This is a genomic window from Hyphomonas sp. (assembly GCF_016125515.1).
Taxonomy (GTDB): Bacteria; Pseudomonadota; Alphaproteobacteria; order Caulobacterales; family Hyphomonadaceae; genus Hyphomonas.
In genome coordinates, this window is record NZ_WGLO01000007.1 from 41,013 (window position 1) to 67,860 (window position 26,848).

The following is a 26,848-nucleotide window of genomic DNA, read 5'->3' on the forward strand; positions in this document are numbered from 1 at the left end:
GGCGTTGTGGTAAGGTCCGGAAAAACAGTGGGAGGAAATAATGAGCCTGACAGTCACCTCTTCGGGGCAAGCGTGCGGCGCAACTGTACGCGGCGTGGACCTTTCGAGGCCCGTGGACGCGGCAACCGTCGCGGCGATCCGCGCGGCCTGGCTCGAGCATCAGGTTCTGGCCTTTCCGGACCAGAAGCTGACCGACGACCAGCTGGAGGCCTACACACTGAATTTCGGCCCGTTCGGCGAAGACCCGTTCATCGCGCCGATCCCTGGCCATCCCCATATCATTGCGGTGAAACGGAAAGCGGACGAAACAGCGCCGATCTTTGCCGAAAGCTGGCATTCGGACTGGAGCTTCCAGGCGAAACCGCCGCAGGGCACCTGCCTTTATGGCATCACCATCCCGCCGGTCGGGGGCGATACGCTGTTCACCAACCAGTACATGGCGCTGGAACAGATGCCGACCGACCTTCGCAGACGGATCGAAGGCAAGCGCGCGGTTCATTCCGCCCGAAATGCCTACGCGCCCAGCGGCTTCTACGGCGCCGGCGACAAGGGCCGGTCGATGGACATCCGCCCCTCGGACGACGCCGAAGCGACCCAGTTGCACGACCTGATCCGGGTTCACCCCGAAACCGGACGCAAATCGCTGTTCGGAACGGCCGGCTATATCGTCGCCATCGACGGTCTGGCCCCCGATGACAGCGCCGCGCTGATCGGCGAGCTGTATCGCTGGCAGACCCGGCCGGAATTCCAGTACCGGCACAAATGGTCGCCGGATATGCTGGTGATGTGGGACAATCGCTGCACCCTCCATATGGCGACCGGCGGCTATGCCGGCCATGACCGTCTGCTGCACCGCACCACAATCGGCGCCGCTTGAAGCGTTTCCGCCTGCGCCGGTTCGATGTATGGTTTTCCCGAGGCCCCGAAAGAGGGCCCGGGAGGAAAATCTATGGCAGACACACTGCAAACTTGGCCACATTCCGTGCCTGACCCCTGGAGCTTGCCGCTCGACACGTTTGATGTGTCGAAGGCGGCGATCTTCCAACAGAACGCCCACGGAGAATATTTCCGCAGGCTGCGCCAGGAAGCGCCGATCCATTACTGTCCGGAAAGCCAGTTCGGCGGCTTCTGGTCGATCACCCGGTTCAACGACATCATAGCTATCGATTCGAACCACAGGCAGTTTTCGTCTTATAACAGTATCGTCATCGGTGATGCACCGCCCGATTTTGACACGCCGATGTTCATTGCGCAGGATCCGCCGCTCCACGACGTGCAGCGCAAAGCGGTCCAGCCGGCCGTTGCGCCGAGCCAGCTGAGCGATATCGAGGCACTGATCCGCCAACGCGTGAACAATATCCTCGATGACCTTCCGACCGGGAAGCGGATCAACTGGGTGGAGCATGTCTCCAAGGAACTGACGACCCAGATGCTGGCAACGCTGTTCGACTTTCCGTTCGAGGATCGTCACCTTCTGCCCTACTGGTCTGATGTCACCACGACGTCTGAAACAGTGGGCGTCGAGGTCGACATGAAACACCGCGAAGCCGAGTTGATGAAGTGCCTAGCCTACTTCACCAAGCTCTGGCACCAGCGCGCCGCCGAACCGCGCAAGTTCGATTTCATCTCGCTGTTCGCGCATGATCCGGAAACGAAGGACATGGTGAACAATCCGATGGAGCTGATGGGCAACCTGATGCTGCTGATCGTCGGAGGAAACGACACGACCCGCAATTCCATCTCGGGCGGTGTGATCGCGCTGAACCAGTTTCCGGACGAGTATGACAAGCTGCGGGCCAATCCGAACCTTGTGCCCAACATGGTGTCCGAGATCATCCGTTGGCAGACACCTCTGGCCCATATGCGCCGGACCGCGCTGGAGGATGTCGACTTCCAGGGCCACAAGATCCGCAAGGGCGACCGGGTGGTGATGTGGTACGCTTCCGGCAACCGCGACGATACGGTGATCGAAGACCCGGACGCGTTCAAGATCGACCGCGAGAATGCGCGCCGGCACCTGTCCTTCGGCTTCGGAATCCATCGCTGCATGGGCAACCGCGTGGCCGAGATGCAGCTGCGCCTGCTCTGGGAGGAAATCCTCAAGCGCTTTGACCGGATCGAACTGGTCGGCGAGCCGACGCGGGTGCTCTCCAACTTCGTGCTCGGATACGAGGACGTGCCCGTGATCGTGCACCCGCGCTGAGGCCAGCGCGGGCATCCGGACGCAGAGATAGCTGGCCGGTTTTGTTTTTCTATGTGTTCTGAATCCCGCTCATCCCGGCTTTCGCCGTGATGAGCGGGACTGGGCTTGGGAATGAGCCGGGGAGGCGTCAGTCCTGGCGGGGGATGCGGGCCTTGCCGCGGCCGAGGGCGAGGGCCTTGATGGCGCCGCGGAAGGTTTGCACTTCCTGCTGTGTCCAGTCGGCGCGGATCAGGGCGGCGCGAAGGTTGTCCTTCATCAGCGGCGTCTTTTCGGGCGGGTAGAAGAAGCCGGCGCGGTCCAGCTCGTCTTCGAAATGTTCGAACATGCGGATGAGATCGTCGCGGCTGGCGGGCGGATCGACCGTATTGGCCGGTTTGACATGCGTGTCCTGCAGCTGGCCCCAGGCGGCGCAGAAGACGCCGACCGCCTGGGCGAGGTTCAGAGAGGAAAACGCCGGATCGACCGGATAGGTCATCACTTCGTCGGCGAGGGCGACGGCCTCGTTGGGCAGGCCGGATTTTTCGCCGCCAAAGAGGATGCCGGCCCGGCCGAGGCCGCGAGCGGCGCGGGAGACGGCTTCGGCGGCGGCGCCGGGACCATCGGTGACGCGCTTGCCCACGCCGCGCTGGCGGGCGGTGGCGGCCGATACCCAGGTGAGCCCCGCGAGCGCGCCGGCCAGGTCGTCATGCACCGAAACGCTGACGCCCGCCGCGAAGGCGCCTGCACTCATGGTCTCGGCAGCCGGGTTCGGCCAGCCGTCGCGCGGGGCGACGAGGCGCAGGTCGGTCAGGCCGAAATTGCGCATCACACGGGCCGCCGCACCGATGTTCTCGCCAAGCTGGGGCGTGTGGAGGATGATGGCGGGCGCGGTCATGGCTGGCCGGACGGACCGTTGCGCGCTTCCCAGAAGGCGAAGACCTGCTCGGCAAGCGGCTCGATCGCAATGCCGCTTGCGCCGGGGCTGATTGCGTAGGGCGGCAGGCCGAAGCGGCGATTGAGGCTGGACAGGTGGCCTGGCGGGTCGGGAACATCGGGCCGCGTTTCGAACACCAGGAAGCGGTTGTTACGTATGGCGGCGAGGCCGATACCCGCGATATCTTCCCAAGCGAGGCGCCATTTGATGCCGTGGAGGCTTTCGGCGCCCTGCGGGTCAAGGATGTATATTGGCTTCGGCGAGAGTGCCTGACGGCCACTGAAGATGGCGGTCACCAGCCCGAACGGCACGCCGAGACTGCCGATGGCCATCTTGAGCGTGAAGCCGTGGGCGAGGCCCTGCTGGAAGATGACGCCGCCGGCAAAGGCGAACGCGAGACCGGCCAGCGTGAAGATGGCGGCGCGCAGCCGCGAGGGCGCAATGAGGATACGCCCGTCCGGTCCGGCCTTGGGCATCCGCGCGGGCAACAACATGGCGATACCGACCATCGCGCAGGCGCCGAAGAACATCGTGATCATCCAGCCCATGACGATTTGGTCCGGCGTGTCCGCCCGGGTCAGGATGAACGCGCCACCGGCGGTGAACAGGCAGCCGATCAGGGCGACGAAGAAGGCAGTCAAACGGTCCAAAGGCGAGGTCTCCAGTTGCGCTTGTGGCCGGGGGTGGCGGCTGAGGTCAAGCGGGCTCTGGCGGGGACGGCGCAGGCAACCCGGCCAGGGGCCGTTCCTGCGCGCGTTTGCCCTTTTTGACGCGGGTAACCAATCTGCTATAGCGCGGGCCAAACCGTTACAACGCAAGGATTCCAGAACATGTCGAAGATCAAGGTCAAAAACCCGGTTGTGGAGATGGACGGGGATGAAATGACCCGCATCATCTGGCAGGTCATCAAGGACAAGCTGATCCACCCCTACCTCGATATCGACCTGAAATATTACGATCTTTCGATCCAGAAACGCGACGAAACCGACGACCAGATCACCATCGACGCGGCTGAGGCCACAAAGAAGTACGGCGTAGCCGTGAAATGCGCGACGATCACCCCGGACGAAGCCCGCGTGGAGGAATTCGGCCTCAAGAAGATGTGGAAGAGCCCCAACGGCACGATCCGCAACATCCTGGGCGGCGTGGTGTTCCGCGAGCCGATCGTGATCTCGAACATCCCGCGCCTCGTGCCGGGCTGGACCAAGCCGGTCGTGATCGGCCGCCATGCGTTTGGCGACCAGTACAAGGCGACCGATTTCGTCGTGCCGGGCGCCGGCAAGCTGACGATGAAATTCGAAGGCAAGGACGGCAAGGTGATCGAGAAGGAAGTGTTCGACTTCCCGGGCGCCGGCATCGCCATGGGCATGTACAACCTCGACGAGTCGATCCGCGACTTCGCCCGCGCCAGCTTCAACTATGGCCTCCAGCGTCAGTGGCCGGTCTACCTGTCGACCAAGAACACGATCCTCAAGGCCTATGACGGCCGCTTCAAGGACATCTTCCAGGAAGTCTTCGACACCGAGTTCAAGGACAAGTTCGCAGCCTTCAAGGGCACCTACGAACACCGCCTGATCGACGACATGGTGGCAGCCGCGATGAAATGGTCCGGCGGCTATATCTGGGCGTGCAAGAACTATGATGGCGACGTGCAGTCCGACACCGTGGCGCAGGGCTATGGCTCGCTGGGCCTGATGACGTCCGTGCTACTCTCACCCGATGGTAAGACCGTGGAAGCCGAAGCCGCGCACGGCACCGTGACGCGCCACTACCGCAACTGGCAGAAGGGCGAGGCCACCTCGACCAACTCGATCGCCTCGATCTACGCCTGGACGCAAGGCCTCGACCATCGCGGCCGCATGGACGAGACGCCGGACGTGCGCAAATTCGCCCAGACGCTCGAGAAGACCATCGTGGAGACGGTGGAAGCCGGCTACATGACGAAGGACCTCGCGCTGCTGGTCGGCCCGGATCAGGGTTATCTGACCACGGAAGGCTTCATCGAGAAGGTTGCGCAGAACTTCGAAAAGGCTATGTCGCAGGCCTGATCGCGGCCGCCTTCAACTTCCGCTCACCCCGGCGCGTCGGGGTCCAGCACCAAACATGGATTCGTTTGAAAGGACTGGATCCCGGCGCGCGCCGGGATGAGCGGCGGGGAGGCGGGACCATATGAACAGCGAGGCCTCGGCACGGCCCACCTTTACCCTGCTGCTGCCGGGCCTGCTGATACTGGTGACGGCCGGTATCGGCTATGCGGCGTGGCACACCGGCACGGCCAGCGCGCTCGAAGCGGCCGCCTTTGTGACCGGCGCAATTTGCGTGTGGCTGGTGGTGCGCCAGAACATTTGGAACTTCCCGCTCGGCCTCTTGAACGTGGCCGCCTATGCCTGGATCTTCTACGACTATCGTCTGTATGCGGACGCCGGGCTGCAGGTCATCTATTTCGTCCTCAACCTCGTCGGCTGGTATCTGTGGCTGTTCGGCGGCAAGGATCGCACCGAACTGAAGGTCAGCCGGATCTCCGTTCGGGAGATGGTGCTGACGGCTCTGGGGATTGCGGCCGCAACGCTGGCGCTGCGCTGGGTGCTGATCAAGGTGGGCGGCTCGGCGCCATTCTGGGACGGCCTGACGGCCTCCATCAGCCTCGCGGCACAATGGCTGCAAAGCCGCAAGAAGCTTGAATGCTGGCACCTGTGGATCCTCGCCGACGTTATTTATGTCCCGCTTTATGTCACCCGCGACCTTAACCTTACGGCTCTGCTCTATACGGTGTTCCTTGGGCTCGCGACCATGGGCCTCTTTGCTTGGCGCAAGGCGGTGACGCCGTGAGCGCGCGCGTGCTGCGGGTGGTCCTGATCGGCGCGGAGTCGGTTGGCAAGACGACGCTGTGCGAGCAGCTGGCGGCGCATTACGACACCGTGTGGGTCGCCGAATACGGCCGCGAGCATTGGGAAAAGAAGATCGCCGCGATGGACAAGGCGGGCGAGATTCCGACGTGGACGGATGATGAGTTCATCCATATCGCCGAGGAGCAGCAGCGGCGGGAGAATGGCGCGGTGCGTGAGGCCAACCGCGTGCTGATCTGCGATACGAATGCGTTTGCCACCGCCACATGGTTCGAGCGCTATGCCAGCAAGCGCCACCCGGATGTCGATGCCATTGGGGCGCGCGACAAGGTGGACCTCTATCTCATTCCGTCACCGGACGTTCCCTTCGTGCAGGACGGCGTGCGCGACGGCGAAAAGATCCGCGACTGGATGCATGCGCGGTTCGTGGAGCTGATCGAGGCAGCGGGCGCACCCTATGTGTTGATCACCGGCCCCTATGAAGCGCGCCTGCCGAAGGCGATTGCGGCTATCGATACGCTGCTGGCGCTGAAGAAGGCGCCTGCCCCGCCCGCGATCCGGATCCGCCGGGCTGAAGCGGACGATGCCGAACGGCTGGCGCATATCGGCGTCGCGACCTTCATAGAGAGCTATACCGAGATCGTCGACGGCGCGAACATGGCCGCCCATTGCACGCGCCAGCATTCGCAGACGATGTATGCGGATTACCTGGCTGATCCGGACGTGTCAGTCTGGCTGGCAGAGCTGGCCGAGACGGGCGCGCCGATCGGCTATGCCGTGAACCTGCCGCCGGACCTGCCGATCGCGCTGGAACCCGGTGATGTGGAGCTGAAGCGTATCTATGTCCTGTCGCGCTTCCATGGCACGGGCGCCGGGCGAGCGCTGATGGAGGCGGCCGTGGGCGATGCCCGCACGCGCGGCGCGCCGCGCTTGCTACTCGGAACCTATCAGGACAATCACCGCGCCGTGGCCTTCTATCGCAAGCACGGGTTCGAATTGGCAGGCACGCGGCAATTCCAGGTGGGCGAGCGGCTTTACGACGATATCGTACTCGCCCGCTGTCTTTGACCGGATCTTTCGGAAACTACCTATACCGCACTGGCCTCAGTGCTGGCAGGAAGCTTCAATGACTGAATTCCGTGTGCGGAGCGCCGATGATCGGCGTCAGGACATCCTGCTACGCGCTGCCGAGATGGGCATCGACGAAGCGTTCATCGGGGCGCTTGTAGACACGTTCTACACGCGCGTGCGCGCGCATCCTGTGCTGGGGCCGGTGTTTGGCGCGGCAATCACCGACTGGGATCCGCACCTCGCCCGCATGAAGGATTTCTGGTCGTCCGTGGCACTGAATTCCGGGCGCTATTCCGGCCGGCCCGTACCCGCCCACAAGAAGCACACGCACATCCAGAACTGGCACTTCAACATCTGGCTGGCGCTGTTCCACCAGACCCTGATCGACACGGCGAAGACGCCGAACGCCGTGATCTACTTCATGGAACGCGCCGAGCGCATCGGCCGCAGCGTGCAGCTGGCGCTGTTTGACGATGCCGTGTTCGATCCGCCTCTGACACGCGGTTGAATTGTGGGGGGATGCCCCATCCTGACCTGCTCCATGCCGGGCAGGATCAGGGGCTAGCGTCACTTCAGGAAATCAGACCTTGCGGGCCGAGCGCACGTAGCGGACCATACCGTCCGTGGACGTCATGACCAGCGTGTGCGTGTGGACGCGGGCGTCCTTGTAGAGCACGCCGTTGAGCATGGTGCCGTTCGTGACTCCGGTGGCGCAGAACACGGTGTCGCCGGAAGCGAGCTCGTTCAGCGCGTAGGTCTTGCCGAAATCGGTGATGCCGACGCGGGTGGCGCGTTTCTTCTCGTCATCATTGCGGAACACGAGGCGGCCGAACATCTGTCCGCCCACGCATTTCAGGGCGGCGGCGGCGAGAACGCCTTCCGGGGCGCCGCCGGAGCCGACATACATGTCGATGCCGGTGAGCGAATTGGTGGTGGCGATGACGCCGGCGACGTCGCCGTCAGTGATCAGTGCGATACGTGCGCCAGCCGAACGCAGGGACTCGATGATGTCTTCATGGCGCGGGCGGTCGAGCACGCAGACGGTCATGTCTTCGACCTTGCGTTTGGCGGCCTTGGCGAGCGCCTTGATATTGTCGGCCGGCTTCTCGTCGAGACTGATGATGCCTTCCGGATAACCCGGACCGATGGCGATCTTGTCCATGTAGGTGTCCGGCGCGTGCAGCAGGCCGCCGCGCGGGGCGATGGCGAGCACGGCGAGCGCGTTGGCCATGGCTTTCGCGGTCAGCGTGGTGCCTTCCAGCGGATCGAGCGCGATATCGATTTCCGGGCCCTTCCCGGTGCCGACTTCCTCGCCGATGTAGAGCATCGGGGCCTCATCGCGTTCGCCCTCGCCGATCACGACGCGGCCGCGGAATTCGACCTCGTTGAAGGCGGAACGCATCGCGTCAACCGCGGCGGCATCGGCCTTCTTCTCGTCGCCCCGGCCGGCCAGCTTGGCGGCGGCGATGGCGGCCAGTTCGGTGACGCGGACCATCGCATCTGCGAGACCGGGGGTCAGATCCTTGTTATTCATATTCTTTTCTCCAAGGGAGGAAATTGGGACAGTTAACTTTTGAGAGAAGCAATTAGCTTGCCGCTTCGATCCGGATGAGGCGCGGGTCCTCGACTGAGACCGACAGTTTCGCAATACGGTTAACAGCAGCCTGCATCTGGGCGCGCGGGCAGCGATGGGTGACCACCGCGACCGGGCTGGCACCGCTTTCATCGGCCGAATCCTGCAGCAGCTTGTCGACCGAGACGCCCTCTTCCGCCAGCGCTTCGGTCAGGGCGGCGAGCGTGCCCGGCTTGTCGGCGAGGCGTACACGGAGGAAGAACGGCGCGATCTCGCTGTCATCGCCGGTGACGAAGGGCTGGGCGACGTGGTGCTGGGCGCGGCCGAAGGCGTTGCGGATGGCCGGGCGGAAGAGTTTCGCGATATCGCCCATTACGGCGCTGGCGGTGGGGCCGGCCCCGGCGCCTGGGCCAGTGAGCACGACGGCGCCGAGCGGGTCGCCCTCGATGCGCACCGCGTTCAGCGAACCATCGACATGCGCGAGCGCGTGGGCCATCGGCAGCGCCATCGGCTCGACGCGGCAGACGACGCCGGCCTTGGTGAGCACGCCTTCGGCGATCAGCTTGATGCGGAAGCCGAGACGGTCGGCCAGGCGCAGGTCCATCAGGCCGATCTCCTCGATGCCGCGGACAGCGACTTTGGAGAAATCGAGATCGGCCGAAAACGCGATGGCCGACAGGATGGCGGCCTTGTGGGCAGCGTCCATGCCGGAAACGTCGAGCGTGGGGTCGGCTTCGGCATAGCCGCGCTTCTGGGCTTCGGCGAGCACGTCTTCATACGAGCGGCCGGTATCCAGCATGGTGGAGGTGATGAAATTGCAGGTGCCGTTGAGGATGCCCGAGACGCGGTTGACTTCGACGCCGGCGAGGCTGTCGCGCAGCACACGGACGACCGGGATGCCGCCCGCGACGGCGGCTTCGAACAACAGGTCCACATGCTTCTCGGCGGCCAGCGCGGCAAGCGCGGTGCCGTGCTTGGCGATCAGGGCCTTGTTGGCGGTGACGACGTGCTTGCCGGCCTTGAGGGCAGATTCGACCGCGAACTTGGCCGGACCGTCGGAGCCGCCGATCAGCTCCACGAACACGTCCACATTCGGGTCTTCGGCCAGCGTGGCGGCGTCATCGAACCAGGTGTAGGCATCGGTACTGACGGGGCGGTTGCGGCTCTGCGACCGGGCGCTGACGCCGGCGATCTCGACCTGCCCGGGCAGCCGAAGGCGGTCCTGGCGCTGCACCAGCTCGATCAGGCCCGCGCCGACATGGCCGAGACCTGCAATTCCAATCCTTAACGGGCCCATGGGGCGCCCCTTGTACGCTGTTCAATGCTCCGGCGGCTGCCTAGCGGTTTTGGGGCGCGGGGGGAAGGCCCGGGATGGCCGCAAGCAGCTCATCCTGAGCGAAGTCGAAGGATGGGCATGCGCGGAACCGCCTGTGAGCCCGCTCGATCCTTCGACTTCGCTCAGGATGAGCTCGACTGGCGGCTTGACCATTTTCGAGAGTGTTTACCCGGCAAGCCCCGGCAAACACTCCGCGACCGCGAAGTTCGCTTAACTGTCATGGGCGAGGCCGGCCCCTACTCGGCTGCTACCGGCTTGATTTCCTTGACGCCATGCGTTGCGAGGAATTTGCGGATGTTGCGGGCGGCCTGGCGGATGCGCTGTTCGTTCTCGACGAGGGCGATGCGGACGTATTCGTCGCCATGCTCGCCGAAGCCTGCGCCGGGGGCGACGGCGACGTGGGCCTCGTTGATCATTGCCAGCGCGAATTCGAGGCTGCCCATGTGGCGCAGCTTTTCCGGGATCTGGGCCCAGGCGAACATCGACGCCTTCGGGCTGGGGATCGGCCAGCCAGCGCGCGTGAAGCTGTCGACCAGAACGTCGCGGCGGGCGCGGTAGATGCGGCGCACATCGTCCACACAGTCCTGCGGACCGTCGAGCGCGGCTGCGGCGGCAACCTGGATCGGCGTGTAGGCGCCGTAATCGAGATAGGATTTCACGCGGGCGAGCGCGGCGATGAGTTTCTCGTTGCCGGCAACGAAGCCGATGCGCCAGCCGGCCATCGAATAGGTCTTCGACATGGTGGTGAACTCGACCGCGATATCCTTCGCGCCATCGACCTGCAGGATCGAGGGCGTGGGCTCTTCGAAGTAGATTTCATTGTAGGCGAGGTCCGACAGTATCCAGAGATCGTGCTTTTTCGCGAACTGGACTGCGTCCTTGTAGAAATCGAGGTCGCAGACGGCGGCCGTCGGGTTCGACGGGAAGCAGAGGACCATCGCGGTCGGCGGCGGCACGGAATAGCGCACGGCGCGGCCGAGGTTGGACAGGTATTGCTCCGGCGTATGCGCCGGCACGCCGCGGATCGAGGCGCCGGCGATGATGAAGCCGAAATGGTGGAGCGGATAGGACGGATCGGGCGCGAGGATGACATCGCCCGGCGCGCTGATCGCCTGGGCGAGGTTGGCAAAGCCTTCCTTCGAGCCGAGCGTGACGATGACTTCGCGGTCCTTGTCCAGCGCCACGTCAAAGCGGCGCTTGTAGTAATCCGTCAGTGCACGGCGCAGGCCCGGAATGCCGCGCGAGGCGGAGTAGCCATTGACGTCCGGCTTGCGGGCGGTCTCGACGAGCTTGTCGACGATATGCTTGGGCGTCGGAAGGTCCGGGTTGCCCATGCCGAGATCGATGATGTCGGCGCCCTTGGCGCGCAGGGCGGCCTTGGTGCGGTTGACCTGTTCAAAAACGTAGGGCGGCAGGCGGCGGATCTTGTGAAAATCGGTGTTCATTGTTGCCCCATCAGGCCTTCGGTTACGCGCGGCACGTTGAAACTCTCCCGGATCGCCGCAATCTCCGTTTCGGTCAGGAAGCCCGCCTCTGGCAAGGGGGGATCGAATTCGGCCCGGATTTCAGCCGCGATGGCAAGGATATCGGCGGTGCCCGTTAACGAAACGCGGGCCCTGGGGTCGTTATCGAAGGTGGCCTGGAGGATCGCCATCGTGTCACCGGAGGCCAGTAGCGCAGCGTCAGGCTTCCAATTGGCTTCAATCGTGGGAATATCGATCACGTCCGGATAGCCCTCGCCCCGGATCTCGGTGCGTCGGGCATCGTACCATTCCGGCGCTTCGTTAATGGCGGCGCGCACCTTCGAAAACGAAGAAGTGCACGCTGATGCCAGCAGAAGTGGCACGCCACATAGGAGAATCGCCGTGTTTTTCATGGTTAATCTCATTAAATCACAAACATTGTGATGAATAGATGAGCCTGAAAATCGGGGCAGAACCAAGACCAATGAGCAGTACCAAGCCACCCACAACCGGAACGGAGCCGCTGGCTGCCCTGATGGCAGCGCAGGATCCGGCGCGCTGGCAGGTGCTGATGACCACGCTCGCGCTGGCAAATACCGAGTCCCAGGCCCTGATGACCGAGGTCATGACCGGCTCCGGCCCCCTCGCCACAGTGACAAAAGGCGACCCGATGGGCGCCACCGACGCCTTCCGGCAGGTCGGCATGAACCTCGCCATGAACCCCCAGGCCCTAATGCAGGCCAATCTGGACCTGATGCAGGGCTGGATGAAGCTCTGGCAGGAAATGATGACCGAGACGCTGTCGCAGGAAGCGCCGAAGGAAAAGGACAAACGCTTCGCCGACCCCGAATGGCAGGTGAACCCGGCCTTCAAGTTCATCCGCAAGGCCTTTGAGGTTAATTCGAACTGGATGAACAGCCTGGCAGACCGCGCCAGCGGCATGGATCCGGCCGTTCAGCTGCGTGCCCGTTTCTTCATGCAGCTGCTGACCGAAAGCCTCTCGCCCACCAACTTCCTCGGAACCAACCCCGAGGCGCTGCGCACTTTCATCGAGAGCGGCGGCGAAAGCGTGCTGGCCGGCCTGCGCATGGCGCGTGAGGACGTGCGCAAGGGCAATGGCAAGCTGTACATTTCGCAGACGGACGAAACGCCGTTCGAGCTGGGCGTGAACATCGCCACCGCCCCCGGCGAAGTGGTGTTCCGCAACGACCTGATCGAGCTGATCCAGTACAAGCCGACGCAGGAGATGGTGTATTCCAAGCCGCTGCTGATCTTCCCGCCCTGGATCAACAAGTTTTACATCCTCGACCTGCGTGAGGAAAATTCGATGATCCGCTGGCTCGTCGACAAGGGCCTGACCGTGTTCGTCGTGTCCTGGCGATCGGCAGACAAGGTGACCAAGGATTACGAGTGGGACGACTACGCCAAGAAGGGCATCTATGCAGCCGTGGAAGCGGCGCTGCAGGCCTCCGGCGCCAAATCCCTCAACGCAGTCGGCTATTGCATCGGCGGCACGCTGCTCACTTCCACCCTCGCCCACATGGCGGCGACGGGCTATGACAAGATCTCCTCGGCGACCTTCTTCGCCTCGCAATCGGATTTCGAACTTGCGGGCGACCTGAAAGTGTTCACCGATGGTCCGGGCCGGGATTATGTGTACGGCCTGATCGACGAGCATGGCGGCATCATGCCCGGCAAGGAAATGTACGAGACCTTCAACTGGCTGCGCCCGATCGACCTCGTGTGGCGTTACGTTGTGGACATGTACATGCTGGGCAAGCCGCCCCGGCCGTTCGACCTGCTCTACTGGAATGCCGACCAGACCAACATTCCGGGCCCGGTGCACCGGCGTTACCTAAAGGAACTCTACGCCGAGAACCGTCTGGCCAAGGGCGAGTACACCGTACTCGGACAAAAGGTCAGCGTGAAGGATGTGAAGATCCCAGTGATGCTGCAAGCGTCCAAGGACGACCATATCGTGCCTTATGAAAGCGTTTTCCGCACCGCGAAGCTCTATGGCGGCGATGCGAGTTTCGTGCTGTCCGGCTCGGGCCACATTGCCGGGGTGGTGAACCATCCCGACGCGAAGAAATACCAGCACTGGACGAATCCCAGCCTTGAGGCCGGTTCGGCAAATGTGTGGCTCGAAGGAGCCACGGAGACGGGCGGCAGCTGGTGGCCTACCTGGTGGGACTGGCTGCGCCCGAAATCGGGCCGCAAGGTGAAGGGCGTCGAGCCCAAGGACATGGGCCTTGGCGCGGCGCCCGGCAGCTATGCCCGCGTGCGTCTGGCGGACATCAAACTGCCGCCGGTCTGAGCCCTGCCTCCAACTGCATTTGCGGCATCAACGCGAATTGAGACCTGCGCAGGAATGTGCAAGGTGAGGTTGCAGCAGACGCCGGCACGCGGCGCATCGATAGGCCCGCCCTGATGAAAATCCTTCACGTTTGTTCCACATCCGCCATTTCCGGCGCGAACCGGTATGCCTTCGATCTGGCCGCGGGACAGGTGGCGCTGGGGCATGATGTGACTGTGGTCCTGCCGGAATCGCCCGGCACGTCGCTGGACCTGAAGCCACCGGAAGTGGCGGCGGTGACTTACGGCGGAATCTACGCGCTGGGCCTGATCACGACGCTGGCGCGGCTGAAGGGCGACATCCTCCACACGCATGGCGGCAAGGCCGTGAAGTGGCTGCGCCTGATGCCCGCGCGCCCGCCGGTTGTCTCCTCTCTGCACATCCGCTTCAAGGCGAACGCCATGGCGCATGTCGACGGCATTCACGCCCTCGCCGATTGGCAGATGGACGGCACCAAGGCTTTCAGCGGCCCGGTCAGGAAAGTAAACAACTGGACACCCGCCCTGAAAGCCTCGCCGCCGGGCGCCGCCGAAGCCCGCCGTGGAGAAGCAGGCGCTGGCCCCGCGACGCCGCTCGTGGTCTTCGTTGGCCGTCTCGATCCGGTGAAGGGCGTCGACACGCTGATCCGCGCCTTTCGGCAGGTCGCCAATCCGGAGGCCCGCCTCGCCATCGTCGGCGACGGACCGGAGCGCGCGGCGCTCGAAGCGATGGCGGCAGGTGACCACCGTATCGTCTTCATGGGCTATTCGAAAGCGCCCGCCGACTGGTACCGCGCGGCAGACCTGCTCGTCATGCCTTCGCGCAACGAACCCTTCTCCCTCGTCTGTCTCGAGGCGATGGCCTGCGATACGCCGCTGCTCGTCTCGGATGTTGACGGGTTCCAGGAAATCTTCCGCGACCGGTCGGACAACCGCTATCCGGAAGGCGATGCCGGGATCCTCGCCGCGCGCATCACGGAGCGCCTCACCGCCAAGCTTTCCGGCCAGGTCACGCGTGACAGATATGACATGACCCGCTTCGACCGCGCTGCCGGCATCGCCGCTATCACCGAATTCTATGCTGAGGTCCGCGCCGCCAAGCTTGGCTTGCGTGCCGCCGCGACCGCCTGAAGCCCGTTAGTCTACGGACGGAGCTCGGTTCGCAATCGAGAAGATGTTCTCGTTGATATGCACGAAATCCCGATTGAGCGGCGCAATCGCGCGCAGGAAATTCCCGGAGCGCGCCTCGCCCGGCATCATCCAGTCGTGCAGCTCCATCACCACGACATAAAAATCGTCGAGCCAGGGGGCAGGACGCGAGAAGAGATCATGCTCGAACCCTTCGATATCGACCTTCAGCAGGAAAGGCACCGCACCTTCGCCGCCATGCTGCGTGATCAGCTCCGGCACCGTTGTGAAAACAAGGTCACCTTCGGGATCCGGCACCACTTGCAGGGCGGCGGTTCCGCGGCCGATATCGACAACACGGCCGACGCTGGCCTCGGCAGCAATCGCAGCCTGCACGGGAATGATATTCCGCCCACGGCAGTTTTCGGACAGGGTGGCGAAATTGTCGTCCCCCGGCTCCACGGTGACGATGCGGGCCTTGGGAAAATGCTCGGAAAAATACAAGGAAGACAGGCCGATATTCCCGCCGCAATCGACGATCAGTGGTGTTTTGCCAGCCTTGACCAGCGCGTCATAGCGTGCGCGGATATCCGGATGGCGGGCGAGGCGTTCGAGGCGGTAATCTTCGGACTGGAAGATCTGTTTGGCGATCGACAGGTCGCTCTTGCTACGGATCCGGAAAGTCGTTCGCGCCTTCGTGATGCGGTTCAGCACGGTCTGTTTGTCCGTGTACGGCGGGGACAGGAACACATAAGTGTCCTTGCGGGCGGTCAAGGCCTGTTCGACCCGCCGGCCGAGCCATTTCGCCAGCCGGCTGGCGCTGAGCTTCGGACCGCGGCGCCGGGTCATGACATGCCTCTCCTAAGCTCGTGAAGCCCCTGAAAACTCACCGTAATTGGGGCGCAGGCGCGGATCAAGCGACCAGACCTGCGCCTTCGTCCAGGCCGAGCGCGATGTTAAGGTTCTGCACCGCCGCGCCGGAGGCGCCTTTCCCGAGATTGTCGAGCCGGGCGACAAGGCGCGCTTGATCGTCTGTTCCGAACACGTAGAGCTCGAGCCGGTTGGTGTCGTTGCAGCCTTCGGCGTCCAGCGTCTTGATGGCATCACCTTCGGCCAGAGGCACGACGCGCACAAAGGGCTCGGCAGCGTAAGTGGACTCGAGCAGCTTGTGCACGGCCGCGCGCTTCGGCTTTTTCGGCAAGGCCCAGAGCGGCAGCGGCACTTCGATGATCATGCCCTGCGCGAACCGGCCGACCGCCGGCAGAAACATCGGCAGATGGCTGAGGCCCGCATGTTTCTTCATCTCCGGCGGGTGCTTATGCGCCTGGCCGAGGGCGTAGATGCGGTAATTGTCTTCGGTCTGGCGATCCTCGAACTCCGCGATCATCGCCCTGCCGCCGCCGGAATAGCCGGAGACCGCGTTGACCGTGACCGGCCAGTCATTTGGCAACAGGCCCGACACCACGAGGGGACGCACCAGCGCGATGAAGCCGGTGGGGTAGCAGCCCGGGTTCGAGATCCGGGTCGAGGCCGCGATCGCGCGGCGTTGACCCTTGTCCATTTCCGGAAAGCCGTAGACCCAGCCTGCCGAGGTGCGATGCGCCGTGGAGGCATCGATGATCACGGTGTTGGGGTTCGACACCAAGCTGACGGCGAGGCGTGCCGCGTCATCGGGCAGGCAGAGGATCACCGCGTCGGACTTGTTCATCAGTGCGGCGCGCGACTCGATGTCCTTGCGCTTGGCTTCGTCGATCGACAGCAGCTCGATATCGGTGCGGGCCTTCAGCCGGGCCGCAATCTGCAGGCCCGTCGTGCCCGCTTCACCGTCAATGAAAACCTTGGGTATCATGCGCCCACTCCTCTGAGTTCAGGGCAAAAACAAAACGGGCGCCTCGTTTCCGAAGCGCCCGCCAGAAAGGGTATATCCCGGGTGCGGTTAGCGCTTCGAGAACTGGAAGCTGCGGCGGGCTTTCGCTTTGCCGTACTTCTTGCGTTCGACGACACGCGGATCGCGGGTCATGAAGCCGAACGGCTTGAGCACGGCGCGAAGGCCCGGCTCATAGTTCACGAGGGCGCGCGAAATGCCGTGACGCACAGCGCCTGCCTGGCCCATGAGGCCCGAACCCTTGACGGTGCAGATCACGTCGAACTCGCTGGCGCGGCCGGATTCGATCAGCGGCTGGGCGATGACCATGCGCAGCACGGGGCGTGCGAAGTAGGTTTCCTGGTCGCGGCCGTTGATGGTGATCTTGCCGGTGCCGCGCTTGATCCAGACGCGGGCGGTGGCTTCCTTGCGGCGGCCGGTGCCGTAGGCGCGGCCGTGTGCATCGATCTTGGGCTCAGCCTTCACAGCGGGAGCTGCCGAAGGAGCGCCGGTCATTGCGCCAAGGTCTTTCAGGGAAGCAGAGGTATCGGTCATGTGGATCAGGCCGTTTTCGAGTTCTTGCGGTTCATCGACTTGAAATCGACGAGCTCGGGTTGTTGGGCGACGTGCGGGTGTTCCGCGCCGGCATAAATGCGAAGCTTGCCGAACTGCTGACGCGACAGCGCGCTTTCACGCGGCATCATGCGTTTCACGGCCAGTTCGAGTGCGCGCTCCGGGAAGCGACCGGACAGGATCTTGCCTGCCGTGGTGGTCTTGATACCGCCAGCATAGCCGGTGTGGCGGTGGTAGACCTTGTCGGTCAGCTTGTTGCCGGTGAACACGGCTTTCTCGGCATTGATAACAACGACGTGATCGCCTGTGTCGACATGCGGAGTAAAGTCAGGCCGATGCTTGCCGCGAAGACGTTTGGCGACGTAAGAAGCGAGGCGTCCGACGACGACATCTGTCGCGTCGATCACGACCCAATTAGTTTCCACGCCGACGGGTGCGTTATAGGTTTTCATCGCTCTGCTCAGAGCCTCTCAATTTCGGAGTTCCAGGAATGCAAATTAAGGGCTGGCGTTTAGTCGCCGCTTCTCCCTTTGTCAACGCGGCTGCCGGGGCCATCCTGCTTTTTGGCATGGCGGCCTGTTCCCGCGGTGAAAAGACCCCCGAAGCCCCCCCTCAAGCTGCCCCAATTGCTGCAGGATTGGAGCTTCCGGCCGTCTGGTCGACCCGTGCCCTCTCAGGTCCGGTCAAGAGCGTGGCCATGTCTTCGGGCTCGGGGGCCCTCCTGGCGGTGGCCTATGAACGGGGCGGACTCGAGTTTTTCGACATGGAAGGCGAACGGATCGGCGAACCGGCCCTGTTCCGCCTGAAAGCCATTGCCGACGGGCGCTACACGACCGTCGATGACAGCTCCCTGACCCTGTTTCCTGGCGTCACCGAGGCCGGAGAGCTCAAGGGCTATATCTATACCCCCGGCCTGATGGCCCCCACCCAGATCGACCTGCCCATCCCGGAAGACCGTTCGATCCAGGGGCTCTGTTCGGGCGAAGCCGGCACGCAGGGGCTGATCCGGATCGCCTACTGGACGCTGACCAACAACCGGTCGCTGACCACGGGCGTGCTGAAAGCGGACAATGGCGACCTGACCTGGCTTCCAGAAGCCGCCACCGAGACGGATTTCCCCATCAAATCCTGCGTTTTCGCCTATGACACGCTGGTCGCCTCGCCGGTGGCCATCGGCGCCGCTTCGCTGACCCGGGGCCAGTATTCGGCCCTGCTGTCGCTGGAAGACGGCAAACCGATCCAGATCTCGACCGATTACGGGATGACGACCTCGGACGTGCGCGTGCGCGACGGGATCACTATCCCCGCCCCGCTCAACCCCACCGCCATAACGGCACTGGGCACCCTGCCTGCCGGCGGTTTCCCGGGCGGCGTGGTGGTCGTGGCCGGCGAGAATACCGAGGGCGAGCACCGGGTCGTGTTCATCGACCCCAGCGAAGTGACCCTCAAGCCGATTGAGGAATAGGCTCCGCCGACGCGCGCCACACAAGGTAAACGGCGGCGAGTGTCACAATCACGCCGAGCCCCTGATGCACCAGAGCCAGCGTCAGGGGCGCGGCATGCAGCAGGGTCAGGATGCCCCAGAAGGCCTGGGCACTGACCAGCGCGGCCAGCACGATGAACGGACGGGCCACCAGCGTCGACCGGTAGCGCCAGGCCGCGAACAGGCTGACAGCCCAAAGCGTGTAGGCCAGGAAACGGTGGTTGAACTGGGTGGCGGCACGGCCTTCAAAGAAGCTGCGCACGCCCAGATCTGACTGGATATATTGACTGGGGAACAATTCCCCCGCCATCAGCGGCCAGTCATTATATGTGCGGCCGGCATCAAGGCCCGCGACCAGCGCGCCTGCCGCCATCTGCAGGAAGATCAGCGCCAAAAGGCCGATGGCGACCGGCCGGGTCCGTCCCGGCGCGACGGGGCGCACCTGCCGGCCGAGCGACAGCCAGAGCCATGTGATGACGCACAGGATCAGCAGCGCGAGGCTGAAATGCGTCATCAGGCGGTAAGGCGCGACCGAAACACGGTCCGTGTCGCCCATGCCGCTGGAGACCATCCACCAACCAATGGCGCCCTGCAGGCCGCCCAGGGCGACAAGGCCCAGCAGCTTCCAGCCAAGCCCGTTGCCCAGCCAGCGCCGGGCGGCAAACACGGCGAGGCCGGCGACAGCGACCAGGCCGATGAACCGGCCAAGCTGGCGGTGCGCCCATTCCCACCAGTAAATGAACTGGAATTCCGACAGGGTCATGCCGGCATTCTGCAGCTTGTACTGGGTGGTCTCGCGATACTTCTCGAATTCGGCCAGCCAGGTGGCCGTGTCCATCGGCGGCAGGGCGCCCTTGAGGGGCTGCCATTCCGTGATCGAAAGGCCGGAATCTGTCAGGCGCGTGGCGCCGCCCACCAGAATCGTGCCGTAAACCAAGAGGCCGAGCAGGATCAGCCAGGCGCGGATCCAGCGTGCGGCAACAGGCGAAATTGTGTTTGTTGTCATGCGGCCTAGATCACCCGGCAACGCGCACGATCAAGAGGCGCCAACGTCGCACACCCGGCCCGGAGGCAGTTCATCCCATGCGCAAAGCCATCGCCGTGACCGTCATGCTGGCCTTCCTGGCTTTCTGGATCTGGGCGGCGGGCACGCTGGGCACGCACCTGACCGGACTGCCGCGCTGGGTGCAGCCGGTGTTCTTCATTGTCGCCGGAATTGGATGGGTGCTACCCATGCGCCCTCTGCTCAAATGGATGAACGCAAACCAGCCGCCTGAGGAAGACTAATCGCTCTCGCCATGCTTGCGGGCGGCTTCGCGCAGGCGCGCGAAGATGGCGGCAGGGTCTTCGGGGGCCTCGACTTCATCCGGCTCCGGATAATCGTCGAAGTAGTCCTCTTCAGCGGGGGCGTCAGCGGTCGCTGCAGCTGCAGCTGCAGCTGCAGCGGTGGTGGGGGCAGCCGCCGCTGCCGCTAAGGTCTCGCGCCGGGGTTCCGGCGCATCCGCCTCGTCTGCATCGATGACAAAGGCGTCGTCGCCGCTCGAACGCATGCGACCGATCACGGTTTCGCCGCCGACCAACGTCTGGCCCGGCCAGACGACAACGCTGAGTCCTGCGGGCAGGTACAGGTCGCACCAACCGCCGAGTCGGCGCGTGCCGAAAGCGCGGCCGAGACGGACCACATCGCCGGTTTCGATATCGAGATCGATGCGCGGGCCGAGGCCGCCGGTGGCCAGCGCCACGCCGGCGCGCTCACCGGCGCTTTCGAACGTCACATAGGCGCGCGTCAGGCCTTCATCGTCGGGCCGCAGGGCCATCGGAACCGACGGCTCACCCTGCGCCACGCTGATCAGGTCCACACCGCCGGCGATGGGGGTGTAGAGTTTGTTCGTGGAGACCGGCGACGAGGCGATGCGCACGCGCACGAGATTGTCCGATGACATGCGCAGCGCCGTGGGCGGTTCGCTCCGTTCGATGGAAACTACCACGCCGTCGCACGGCGCGACAACGCCGTCTGCCACGTCTGGCGGAGACCGGCGCGACCAGCGGCCGGCGGCGATTGAACCCAGCACCAGGAGGAAACCGACCCAGAACAACGGGCTCCAGATCCAGCCGAGCAGCAACGCGGCAAGGAACGCGCCCGCCGCAGCGGCCACGCCTTCCCAATCCAGCATGAAATTCAGCCACGGCATGGGGCGGCGCTCGAATTCGTCGGACATCTCTTTCGCTCCCTTCCCGGCCTCAAGGCTCAGCCAATGGCCAATGCAGCTTCCGTGCTACGGGCCTGACGTTGCCACATATCAGCATATTTGCCGCCTTTTGCCAGCAGCGCGGCATGGTTACCACGCTCGATGACACGTCCCGCTTCGAGAACGATGATCTCGTCGGCGGAGATCACGGTCGAAAGACGGTGCGCCACCATCAGCGTCGTGCGGCCCGTGGAGGCTTCCTCCAGGGCGTCCTGGACGGCGGCTTCGGTGGCACTGTCGAGCGCGCTGGTGGCCTCGTCGAGGACGAGAATGGCAGGATCGGCCAGAACGACGCGGGCGATGCCCACGCGCTGCTTTTCACCGCCGGAAAGTTTCAGGCCGCGCTCACCGACGCGGGTGTTCCAGCCATCAGGCTGGGCTTCGATGAAATCGAGCAATTGGGCGCGACGGGCGGCTTCGCGGATTTCCTCGTGCGAGGCGCCGGGGCGGGCATAGGCGATGTTGGCGCGGATCGTGTCGTTGAACAGGACCACATCCTGCGGCACGAGCCCCAGCGCGGCACGCAGCGACGATTGCTGCAGCGTGCGCACATCCAGCCCGTCGATCAGGACCTGGCCGGAATCAGTGTCGTAGAACCGGAAGAGCAGCTTCAGCAGGGTCGATTTGCCCGCGCCCGATGTGCCGACGAAGGCGATCTTGCGGCCGGCGGGCACGTCGAAGCTGATATTCTGTACACCGACAGATCGGCCTTCATGGTTGAAGGAGACATTGTCGAACGTGACCCGCCCCTGAGGCTTGACCAGCGGCTTTGCATCCGGCGCATCCTGCACTTCCGGCACCATGGCCAAGAGACCGTGGAGCTTTTCGAGGTCGACCGCGCCCTGTTTGATCTCCCGCCAGGCCCAGCCGAGGATGTTCAGCGGCGCGTAGAGCGACAGAAGCATCAGCATAACGGCGGTGAGGTCACCGATCTGCATGCGGCCCTCGATGACGTTCAGGGCCGACAGCGCCATCACCGCGAGCAGGCCCAGGTTCATCACCAACGCCTGCACGGTGTTCAGGACATACATACTGCGCACGGTGTCGACATAGTGGACGTTGTAGTCTGCCATCGCCCGATCGAAGCGGCCGGTCTCGCGCTCTTCGGCGGCAAAGGACTTCACCGTCTCGAAGTTCGTCAGGATATCGACCGAGGTGGCGCGGAAATGCGTGTCGGCCTCGTTCATACGCCGGCGCTGGCGTACGCGCCATTCGGTAATGATCACCGTGCAGACCACATAGAGCGCAATAGTCGCCACCGCGATCAGCGCGAGGCGGTAGTCATAGGCGATGCCCAGCGCGATGGAGGCCAGCACGAGGCGGATCAGCGTGGGGCCGATGTTGAAGGCGAGGAAGCGGATCAGGTAGTCGATCGCGCCGGCGCCGCGTTCGATGACACGGTTGAGGGCGCCGGTGCGCCGGGTCTGGTGGAAGTTCAGCGACAGGCCGAGGGCATGGCCGAAGGCATCGACGCTCGCGACCCTTTGGGCGTCCTGGCTGACCGGGGCGAACAGCCAGTCGCGCGCCTGCGGCAGGCCGGCGGCTAGGAACCGGATGGCGAGACCGTAGGTCAGCCACAGGGCGGCAATGGCGAAGCCGCCCTCCGGCCCCTTGTCCGCGACCTGGTTGATGGCATGGCCCATGACCAGCGGCGAGACGACCTCAAGCACCGAGGCCGCCAGCGTGAGCAGCACGGCGAGCGCCATGATGACGCGCCATTTGGCCAGTTCGGGCCGCGCAAGCAGCTTGAGGATCCTGAGGATGGAGGCCCAGAGGCCACCATCGGCGCTGTCGATCCGGTCGTGATTTTCGGGCGCCGCGGCGGCGTGTGCAGAAGAACTCATTCACGCCATATGGCGTGGAACGTTCAAAAGCGAAACCCACCCCCGAAGATCGCCTGAACAGAAGCTGAGAAACCGTCTGGCCGAAGCCGCCAACGCCCCCTATCACCTAGGGTCATGACCTCACTGAAATCCTCCCCCTCCCCGACCGCAATAAAGTCCATCTGCGTGTATTGCGGCGCGTCCAGCGCCGTGAACGCCAAATACATTCGCCTTGCCGAAGCCCTTGGCCGGGAACTTGCCGGGCGCGGCATCCGGCTGGTCTATGGCGGGGGCGGCGTCGGCCTGATGGGGGCCTGTGCCAAGGCGGCGCACGCGGCGTCCGGCGAGGTACTGGGCATTATGCCGAAATTTCTGCTCCAGAAGGAGCGGATCTATACCGACGTCGAACACCGCATCGTCGACGACATGCACACGCGCAAGATGATGATGTTCGAGGAGGCCGAAGCCTTCATCGTGCTGCCGGGAGGGATCGGCACGCTCGAAGAGGCGGTGGAGATCCTCTCCTGGGCCCGCCTCGGACTGCACGCCAAGCCGATGGCTTTCCTGGATGAAGACGGCTTCTGGGCGCCCTTCTTCGAGCTGATGGAACACATTATCGTCGGCGGCTTCATACCGGAGGAGTTCCGCGCCAGCCTCGTCCACGTCTCGACACCGGAACAGGCCATCGAGGCGCTCGGCGAACGGCTCGTGGTTCTGGACCGATAGGCCGCAGGCGGACTATTCCGCTGCGACGAGATTGAACTCGGCCTGCCAGTCCGCCATCAGGGCGCGGTTGTCATGGTCCCATGGATGGAAGCCCGGCTTGAACCAGGTGATCCAGAGTTTCCAGCCGCGGCCGAAAAAGGCCGGATCGTTCCAGAGAAATTTCTTCACGGCCTTCTTCGCTTCCTTCGGCGAATAGCCGTCCGCTTCGAGCATCCACGACGCATAGGTCGTGATGTTGCGGCTGAAGAAATACGAAATCAGCAACATCGCGACCGAGCGGCGCATGTAGCGTTTGAAACCAGACCAGTCTTTCGTGGCGACGACGTAGACATCATAGGCGACCGCCTTGTGCTCCGTCTCTTCCATTGCGTGCCAGCGCCACATGTCCTTGATCGAGCGGTCGGTCTCCGAGAACATGTCGTCATGCGCGGCGAACATGTCGGCGAGCATGGCGGTGAAGTGCTCAAGGCAGATGGTGGCGATCAACATGCGCATCGGGCCGGCCGAACGCGAATAGGCGATCCGCTCCCGGATCTGGGCCTCGATGCGCGCCACCGGATATTTCGTCCGGTCGATGGCCCGGTTGAGAAGGTGGTGCTCGCGCGAGTGGATCGCTTCCTGCGCAATGAAATCCCTGGCGTCCTGTTCCAGCTTGCCTGACAGCTTGTCCTTGTAGGCGCGAACCGCATCCATGAAGAGACGCTCCCCGTCCGGGAAGGTCAGCGACAGCGTGTTCAGGATCGCCGTGCCGACCGGGTCGCCATCAAGCCAGTGGCCGGTCTTGGCGCTCGACACATCGAAATGGAGGTCACGGGGAAGGATGGTGACATCTTCGGGGGTAAGTTTGCCGATCATCGCGGAAATCCTGCTGACATGGGTGAGTTTGGGCGCATAGTCTCAACGGAATTGAAGGCTATATAGCAGTTACTGACAAAAATGTCGATAAGCAAAAGCACACCCCCCCGGATCCGCCGCTCGCCCGAGGCTTCGCGCGAGAACATCCTGATTGCCGCCGAGCGCCTGCTGGTGGGTCAGGGGCCCCAGTCGCTGCGGCTGGCGGACGTGGCGAAGGAAGCCGGCGTCGCCAACGCGACCGTGCTGCACCATTTCGGCACGATCGACGGCGTTCAGGCGGCGTTGATGGAGAAGATGATCGCCGAACTTGTGTCCGGCCTGATGGCGATGGACGTGCCAGACGATCCTCGCGCCGCCCGGGCCGCGGCGATCCAGAACCTGTTCGACGCATTCGAAACCAAAGGCGCAGCACGCCTGGCCGCCTGGCTGGAACTAACGGACGAATCACGGCGCCTGCGGACCGTGCGCGAGGCAGTGCAGACCGTCATCCGGCTGAAGATCGGCGCGGAAGAGGCCGACGAGGCGCGTCTGGAAGATGCCATCCTCGTCAGCGTGATCCTGGCCATCGGCGTCGGCCTGTTCGGACCGACCTTGAGCGAACTCCTCGGCAAACCCAGGGGCCGCGCACGCGCCGCCGCGCTGAGACTGCTCGAAACCGGCCTGGAGGAAGCCGCGCGCAAGGCGGGCCACTAGACAACGCGGCGCGGTGCTCCGTTAACGGAAAAACCGGCGCCCCGTGGCGGAGCTGTGGAAAACCCTTTGACTTTGCGCCGGTTAAGGCGCAAGGGGGCCCCGTCTGGGCAGCTTTGGCCGCCTTGCAGGGACAGCGTGAGCTGGCGCGACGGTACGACCGTCGAACCGAGGCCCTCCTTACAGACACATCTTGAGCCCAAGGCGCCCTTCTTCACGCGGGTCGTTAGAACCCGCTTCCCAGCGCGAGACCCGCGCCGGGCGCAAAGCATTTTTGAAAGTACACATGACCAATTTCCAATCCTTCGGCCTGGCGCCGCGCGTTGAATCTGCGCTGACCGCTGCTGGCTACACCACCCCTACCCCGATCCAGGCCGGCGCGATCCCGCTGATCATGTCGGGCCGCGATGTCATGGGCCTCGCCCAGACCGGCACCGGCAAGACACTGGCCTTCGCTGCCCCGATCCTCGACAAGCTGTTCCGCAACCAGGGGCCCGCACCGCACAAGGGCGCGCGCGTTCTCGTGCTGGCACCCACGCGCGAGCTGGCCGGACAGATCGCGGCCTCGTTCGAAACCTACGGCGCCGGCCTCGGCCTGCGCATCGCGATGGTTTGCGGCGGCGCCAAGATCGGCCCGCAGATCCGCAAGCTCGAGCGCGGCGTGCACGTGCTCATCGCAACGCCCGGCCGCCTGATCGACCTTATCGAACAGCGCGCGGTTGGCCTCAAGGACGTTGAAGTCCTCGTGCTCGACGAAGCTGACCAGATGCTGGACCTAGGCTTCATCCACGCGCTGCGCGCGATCGCAAAACATGTGCCGGCGAAACGCCAGACGCTGTTCTTCTCAGCCACCATGCCGAAACTCGTCGAAGGCCTCGCGGCACAGTTCCTGCGCGACCCGGCGCAGGTTGCCGTTGCACCGCCATCGGCAACCGCCGACAAGGTCGAGCAGCGCATCTCCTTCGTGGACCAGGGCGAGAAACAGGCACTGCTGGTCGAAACGATCCGCAAGCCGGAAGTGAAAACCGTACTGGTCTTTACCCGGACGAAACATGGCGCGGACGCCGTTGTACGCCGTCTGGCGAATGCCGACATCGACTCGGTGGCCATTCATGGCAACAAGAGCCAGTCGCAGCGCGAGCGTGCGCTTGAAGCTTTCAAGGGCGGCCGCGTGCCGGTTCTTGTCGCGACGGATATCGCCGCACGCGGCATCCATATCGACGGACTGACCCACGTCATCAACTTCGACCTGCCGGAAGTACCGGAACAGTACGTCCACCGGATCGGCCGCACCGCGCGCGCCGGCGCCACCGGCGTGGCGATCTCGTTTGTCTCGAAGGATGAGCGCGATTATCTGCGCGCCATCGAGAAACTGGTCGGCCACAAACTGGCGCCGCGCCCGGCCGGGGAATCCGAAGCCGATGATCGCGGCTCGCGCAAACCGCAACAACAGAGCCGCCGTCAGGGTCTGGGACAGGGCGGCGGTCAACGCCGCGCCCAGGGTCACGGCGATCGGCGCCCTCAGCGTGACGGTGAACGCAAGGCGCACGGCAATGGTGAGCGAGCTGCCGCTGGCGGCGAGCGTTCGTCCGGTACGGGCGGCCACTTCCAGCGCACCTCCGGCGGCGGCAAGCCCGGCGGCCAGGCTCGCCGCGGCGGTCCGGGTCAAGGCGGCGGCAACCGCTCGCGCCGCCCGGAACGCGCCGGCGCTTAAGCCT

At 64.1% G+C, this 26,848-nt stretch carries 27 protein-coding genes; 13 read left to right on the plus strand and 14 right to left on the minus strand.

Annotated elements, in window-relative coordinates; all coding sequences use genetic code 11:
- Window positions 1–40 precede the first annotated feature (40 nt).
- Together GC148_RS06100 and GC148_RS06105 are read left to right on the plus strand one after the other, a co-directional pair.
- Complete coding sequence (locus tag GC148_RS06100; protein WP_291069609.1) at window positions 41–877, plus strand: TauD/TfdA family dioxygenase; 837 nt, start codon at window positions 41–43, stop codon at window positions 875–877.
- Between the two features lie 72 nt (window positions 878–949).
- The gene (locus GC148_RS06105) at window positions 950–2,203 is read left to right on the plus strand and encodes a cytochrome P450 (protein WP_291069611.1); all 1,254 of its coding nucleotides are present in this window, start codon (window positions 950–952) and stop codon (window positions 2,201–2,203) included.
- Between the two features lie 127 nt (window positions 2,204–2,330).
- On the opposite strand, the gene GC148_RS06110 is transcribed toward GC148_RS06105, so the two are convergent.
- Together GC148_RS06110 and GC148_RS06115 are read right to left on the minus strand one after the other, a co-directional pair.
- Window positions 2,331–3,077, minus strand: coding sequence for a TrmH family RNA methyltransferase (locus GC148_RS06110; RefSeq protein ID WP_291069612.1), 747 nt, complete (start codon window positions 3,075–3,077; stop codon window positions 2,331–2,333).
- Window positions 3,074–3,766, minus strand: coding sequence for an STM3941 family protein (locus GC148_RS06115; RefSeq protein WP_291069614.1), 693 nt, complete (start codon window positions 3,764–3,766; stop codon window positions 3,074–3,076). The genes GC148_RS06110 and GC148_RS06115 overlap by 4 nt, the downstream gene beginning before the upstream one ends.
- 180 nt (window positions 3,767–3,946) lie before the next feature.
- Between GC148_RS06115 and GC148_RS06120 the strand changes: the two genes are divergently transcribed.
- From GC148_RS06120 to GC148_RS06135, 4 genes are all read left to right on the plus strand, one after another.
- Entirely contained in the window at window positions 3,947–5,164 is a 1,218-nt protein-coding gene (locus GC148_RS06120; protein ID WP_291069616.1) for an NADP-dependent isocitrate dehydrogenase, read from the plus strand.
- Between the two features lie 121 nt (window positions 5,165–5,285).
- Window positions 5,286–5,945: a nicotinamide riboside transporter PnuC gene (gene pnuC / locus GC148_RS06125; protein WP_291069617.1), complete on the plus strand. Its 660-nt coding sequence runs from the start codon at window positions 5,286–5,288 to the stop codon at window positions 5,943–5,945.
- Window positions 5,942–7,030 (plus strand): GNAT family N-acetyltransferase, encoded by a 1,089-nt coding sequence (locus GC148_RS06130; protein ID WP_291069619.1) that lies wholly within the window; start codon window positions 5,942–5,944, stop codon window positions 7,028–7,030. Before pnuC ends, GC148_RS06130 begins: the two co-directional genes overlap by 4 nt.
- 58 nt (window positions 7,031–7,088) lie before the next feature.
- Window positions 7,089–7,541, plus strand: coding sequence for a group III truncated hemoglobin (locus tag GC148_RS06135; RefSeq protein ID WP_291069621.1), 453 nt, complete (start codon window positions 7,089–7,091; stop codon window positions 7,539–7,541).
- 72 nt (window positions 7,542–7,613) lie between these two features.
- Here GC148_RS06135 and glpX read toward each other — a convergent pair whose 3' ends face one another.
- From glpX to GC148_RS06155, 4 genes are all read right to left on the minus strand, one after another.
- Window positions 7,614–8,567 (minus strand): class II fructose-bisphosphatase, encoded by a 954-nt coding sequence (gene glpX, locus GC148_RS06140; RefSeq protein WP_291069623.1) that lies wholly within the window; start codon window positions 8,565–8,567, stop codon window positions 7,614–7,616.
- A 52-nt stretch (window positions 8,568–8,619) separates the two neighbouring features.
- Window positions 8,620–9,903, minus strand: a complete 1,284-nt coding sequence (locus GC148_RS06145; protein ID WP_291069625.1) for a homoserine dehydrogenase — start codon at window positions 9,901–9,903, stop codon at window positions 8,620–8,622.
- Window positions 9,904–10,178: 275 nt separating this feature from the next.
- Complete coding sequence (locus GC148_RS06150) at window positions 10,179–11,387, minus strand: LL-diaminopimelate aminotransferase (RefSeq protein WP_291069626.1); 1,209 nt, start codon at window positions 11,385–11,387, stop codon at window positions 10,179–10,181.
- Window positions 11,384–11,743 (minus strand): hypothetical protein, encoded by a 360-nt coding sequence (locus GC148_RS06155; RefSeq protein WP_291069627.1) that lies wholly within the window; start codon window positions 11,741–11,743, stop codon window positions 11,384–11,386. The genes GC148_RS06150 and GC148_RS06155 overlap by 4 nt, the downstream gene beginning before the upstream one ends.
- Before the next feature lie 146 nt (window positions 11,744–11,889).
- Here GC148_RS06155 and phaC point away from each other — a divergent pair, with 146 nt between their 5' ends.
- Together phaC and GC148_RS06165 are read left to right on the plus strand one after the other, a co-directional pair.
- Window positions 11,890–13,722, plus strand: coding sequence for a class I poly(R)-hydroxyalkanoic acid synthase (gene phaC / locus GC148_RS06160; RefSeq protein ID WP_291069628.1), 1,833 nt, complete (start codon window positions 11,890–11,892; stop codon window positions 13,720–13,722).
- A gap of 113 nt (window positions 13,723–13,835) precedes the next feature.
- Window positions 13,836–14,870 (plus strand): glycosyltransferase family 4 protein, encoded by a 1,035-nt coding sequence (locus GC148_RS06165; protein ID WP_291069629.1) that lies wholly within the window; start codon window positions 13,836–13,838, stop codon window positions 14,868–14,870.
- Window positions 14,871–14,876: 6 nt separating this feature from the next.
- On the opposite strand, the gene GC148_RS06170 is transcribed toward GC148_RS06165, so the two are convergent.
- The 4 genes from GC148_RS06170 to rplM form a co-directional block, all read right to left on the minus strand.
- Window positions 14,877–15,716, minus strand: coding sequence for an FkbM family methyltransferase (locus GC148_RS06170; RefSeq protein WP_291069630.1), 840 nt, complete (start codon window positions 15,714–15,716; stop codon window positions 14,877–14,879).
- A gap of 64 nt (window positions 15,717–15,780) precedes the next feature.
- Entirely contained in the window at window positions 15,781–16,716 is a 936-nt protein-coding gene (gene argC, locus GC148_RS06175; protein ID WP_291069631.1) for an N-acetyl-gamma-glutamyl-phosphate reductase, read from the minus strand.
- An 87-nt stretch (window positions 16,717–16,803) separates the two neighbouring features.
- A complete protein-coding gene (gene rpsI / locus GC148_RS06180) occupies window positions 16,804–17,286 on the minus strand; it encodes a 30S ribosomal protein S9 (protein ID WP_291069633.1) in 483 nt (160 codons plus the stop codon).
- A 5-nt stretch (window positions 17,287–17,291) separates the two neighbouring features.
- On the minus strand, window positions 17,292–17,756 hold the full coding sequence (gene rplM, locus GC148_RS06185) for a 50S ribosomal protein L13 (RefSeq protein WP_291069635.1): 465 nt from the start codon (window positions 17,754–17,756) through the stop codon (window positions 17,292–17,294).
- Window positions 17,757–18,001: 245 nt separating this feature from the next.
- On the opposite strand from rplM, the gene GC148_RS06190 reads away from it, so the two are divergent.
- Window positions 18,002–18,769 carry a hypothetical protein gene (locus GC148_RS06190; protein WP_291069637.1) on the plus strand — a complete coding sequence of 256 codons (768 nt, stop codon included), beginning with the start codon at window positions 18,002–18,004 and terminating at the stop codon, window positions 18,767–18,769.
- Here GC148_RS06190 and GC148_RS06195 read toward each other — a convergent pair.
- The gene (locus GC148_RS06195; RefSeq protein WP_291069638.1) at window positions 18,750–19,793 is read right to left on the minus strand and encodes a COX15/CtaA family protein; all 1,044 of its coding nucleotides are present in this window, start codon (window positions 19,791–19,793) and stop codon (window positions 18,750–18,752) included. The genes GC148_RS06190 and GC148_RS06195 overlap by 20 nt on opposite strands.
- A gap of 77 nt (window positions 19,794–19,870) precedes the next feature.
- Here GC148_RS06195 and GC148_RS06200 point away from each other — a divergent pair, with 77 nt between their 5' ends.
- Entirely contained in the window at window positions 19,871–20,074 is a 204-nt protein-coding gene (locus GC148_RS06200) for a DUF2842 domain-containing protein (RefSeq protein ID WP_291069640.1), read from the plus strand.
- Here GC148_RS06200 and GC148_RS06205 read toward each other — a convergent pair.
- Together GC148_RS06205 and GC148_RS06210 are read right to left on the minus strand one after the other, a co-directional pair.
- The gene (locus GC148_RS06205; protein WP_291069642.1) at window positions 20,071–21,006 is read right to left on the minus strand and encodes a phosphatidylserine decarboxylase; all 936 of its coding nucleotides are present in this window, start codon (window positions 21,004–21,006) and stop codon (window positions 20,071–20,073) included. The genes GC148_RS06200 and GC148_RS06205 overlap by 4 nt on opposite strands.
- Window positions 21,007–21,035: 29 nt before the next feature.
- On the minus strand, window positions 21,036–22,880 hold the full coding sequence (locus GC148_RS06210) for an ABC transporter ATP-binding protein/permease (RefSeq protein ID WP_291069644.1): 1,845 nt from the start codon (window positions 22,878–22,880) through the stop codon (window positions 21,036–21,038).
- Between the two features lie 114 nt (window positions 22,881–22,994).
- On the opposite strand from GC148_RS06210, the gene GC148_RS06215 reads away from it, so the two are divergent.
- Window positions 22,995–23,585, plus strand: a complete 591-nt coding sequence (locus tag GC148_RS06215; protein WP_291069646.1) for a TIGR00730 family Rossman fold protein — start codon at window positions 22,995–22,997, stop codon at window positions 23,583–23,585.
- Between the two features lie 12 nt (window positions 23,586–23,597).
- Here the strand turns inward: GC148_RS06215 and GC148_RS06220 are convergent, their stop codons facing one another.
- Window positions 23,598–24,440: a metal-dependent hydrolase gene (locus tag GC148_RS06220; RefSeq protein WP_291069647.1), complete on the minus strand. Its 843-nt coding sequence runs from the start codon at window positions 24,438–24,440 to the stop codon at window positions 23,598–23,600.
- A gap of 81 nt (window positions 24,441–24,521) precedes the next feature.
- Between GC148_RS06220 and GC148_RS06225 the strand changes: the two genes are divergently transcribed.
- Together GC148_RS06225 and GC148_RS06230 are read left to right on the plus strand one after the other, a co-directional pair.
- Complete coding sequence (locus tag GC148_RS06225; protein ID WP_291069648.1) at window positions 24,522–25,133, plus strand: TetR/AcrR family transcriptional regulator; 612 nt, start codon at window positions 24,522–24,524, stop codon at window positions 25,131–25,133.
- Between the two features lie 283 nt (window positions 25,134–25,416).
- Window positions 25,417–26,844: a DEAD/DEAH box helicase gene (locus GC148_RS06230; protein ID WP_291069649.1), complete on the plus strand. Its 1,428-nt coding sequence runs from the start codon at window positions 25,417–25,419 to the stop codon at window positions 26,842–26,844.
- Window positions 26,845–26,848: the final 4 nt, after the last annotated feature.

What these genes read in the sequence shown, in the direction of transcription:
- GC148_RS06100 (WP_291069609.1), top strand. Translation starts at nt 41, where the DNA reads ATGAGCCTGACAGTCACCTCTTCGGGGCAAGCGTGCGGCGCAACTGTA.
- GC148_RS06105 (WP_291069611.1), top strand. Translation starts at nt 950, where the DNA reads ATGGCAGACACACTGCAAACTTGGCCACATTCCGTGCCTGACCCCTGG.
- GC148_RS06110 (WP_291069612.1), bottom strand. Translation starts at nt 3,077, where the DNA reads ATGACCGCGCCCGCCATCATCCTCCACACGCCCCAGCTTGGCGAGAAC.
- GC148_RS06120 (WP_291069616.1), top strand. Translation starts at nt 3,947, where the DNA reads ATGTCGAAGATCAAGGTCAAAAACCCGGTTGTGGAGATGGACGGGGAT.
- pnuC (WP_291069617.1), top strand. Translation starts at nt 5,286, where the DNA reads ATGAACAGCGAGGCCTCGGCACGGCCCACCTTTACCCTGCTGCTGCCG.
- GC148_RS06135 (WP_291069621.1), top strand. Translation starts at nt 7,089, where the DNA reads ATGACTGAATTCCGTGTGCGGAGCGCCGATGATCGGCGTCAGGACATC.
- glpX (WP_291069623.1), bottom strand. Translation starts at nt 8,567, where the DNA reads ATGAATAACAAGGATCTGACCCCCGGTCTCGCAGATGCGATGGTCCGC.
- GC148_RS06145 (WP_291069625.1), bottom strand. Translation starts at nt 9,903, where the DNA reads ATGGGCCCGTTAAGGATTGGAATTGCAGGTCTCGGCCATGTCGGCGCG.
- GC148_RS06150 (WP_291069626.1), bottom strand. Translation starts at nt 11,387, where the DNA reads ATGAACACCGATTTTCACAAGATCCGCCGCCTGCCGCCCTACGTTTTT.
- phaC (WP_291069628.1), top strand. Translation starts at nt 11,890, where the DNA reads ATGAGCAGTACCAAGCCACCCACAACCGGAACGGAGCCGCTGGCTGCC.
- GC148_RS06165 (WP_291069629.1), top strand. Translation starts at nt 13,836, where the DNA reads ATGAAAATCCTTCACGTTTGTTCCACATCCGCCATTTCCGGCGCGAAC.
- GC148_RS06170 (WP_291069630.1), bottom strand. Translation starts at nt 15,716, where the DNA reads ATGACCCGGCGCCGCGGTCCGAAGCTCAGCGCCAGCCGGCTGGCGAAA.
- argC (WP_291069631.1), bottom strand. Translation starts at nt 16,716, where the DNA reads ATGATACCCAAGGTTTTCATTGACGGTGAAGCGGGCACGACGGGCCTG.
- rpsI (WP_291069633.1), bottom strand. Translation starts at nt 17,286, where the DNA reads ATGACCGATACCTCTGCTTCCCTGAAAGACCTTGGCGCAATGACCGGC.
- rplM (WP_291069635.1), bottom strand. Translation starts at nt 17,756, where the DNA reads ATGAAAACCTATAACGCACCCGTCGGCGTGGAAACTAATTGGGTCGTG.
- GC148_RS06190 (WP_291069637.1), top strand. Translation starts at nt 18,002, where the DNA reads ATGTCTTCGGGCTCGGGGGCCCTCCTGGCGGTGGCCTATGAACGGGGC.
- GC148_RS06195 (WP_291069638.1), bottom strand. Translation starts at nt 19,793, where the DNA reads ATGACAACAAACACAATTTCGCCTGTTGCCGCACGCTGGATCCGCGCC.
- GC148_RS06200 (WP_291069640.1), top strand. Translation starts at nt 19,871, where the DNA reads ATGCGCAAAGCCATCGCCGTGACCGTCATGCTGGCCTTCCTGGCTTTC.
- GC148_RS06205 (WP_291069642.1), bottom strand. Translation starts at nt 21,006, where the DNA reads ATGTCCGACGAATTCGAGCGCCGCCCCATGCCGTGGCTGAATTTCATG.
- GC148_RS06210 (WP_291069644.1), bottom strand. Translation starts at nt 22,880, where the DNA reads ATGAGTTCTTCTGCACACGCCGCCGCGGCGCCCGAAAATCACGACCGG.
- GC148_RS06215 (WP_291069646.1), top strand. Translation starts at nt 22,995, where the DNA reads ATGACCTCACTGAAATCCTCCCCCTCCCCGACCGCAATAAAGTCCATC.
- GC148_RS06220 (WP_291069647.1), bottom strand. Translation starts at nt 24,440, where the DNA reads ATGATCGGCAAACTTACCCCCGAAGATGTCACCATCCTTCCCCGTGAC.
- GC148_RS06225 (WP_291069648.1), top strand. Translation starts at nt 24,522, where the DNA reads ATGTCGATAAGCAAAAGCACACCCCCCCGGATCCGCCGCTCGCCCGAG.
- GC148_RS06230 (WP_291069649.1), top strand. Translation starts at nt 25,417, where the DNA reads ATGACCAATTTCCAATCCTTCGGCCTGGCGCCGCGCGTTGAATCTGCG.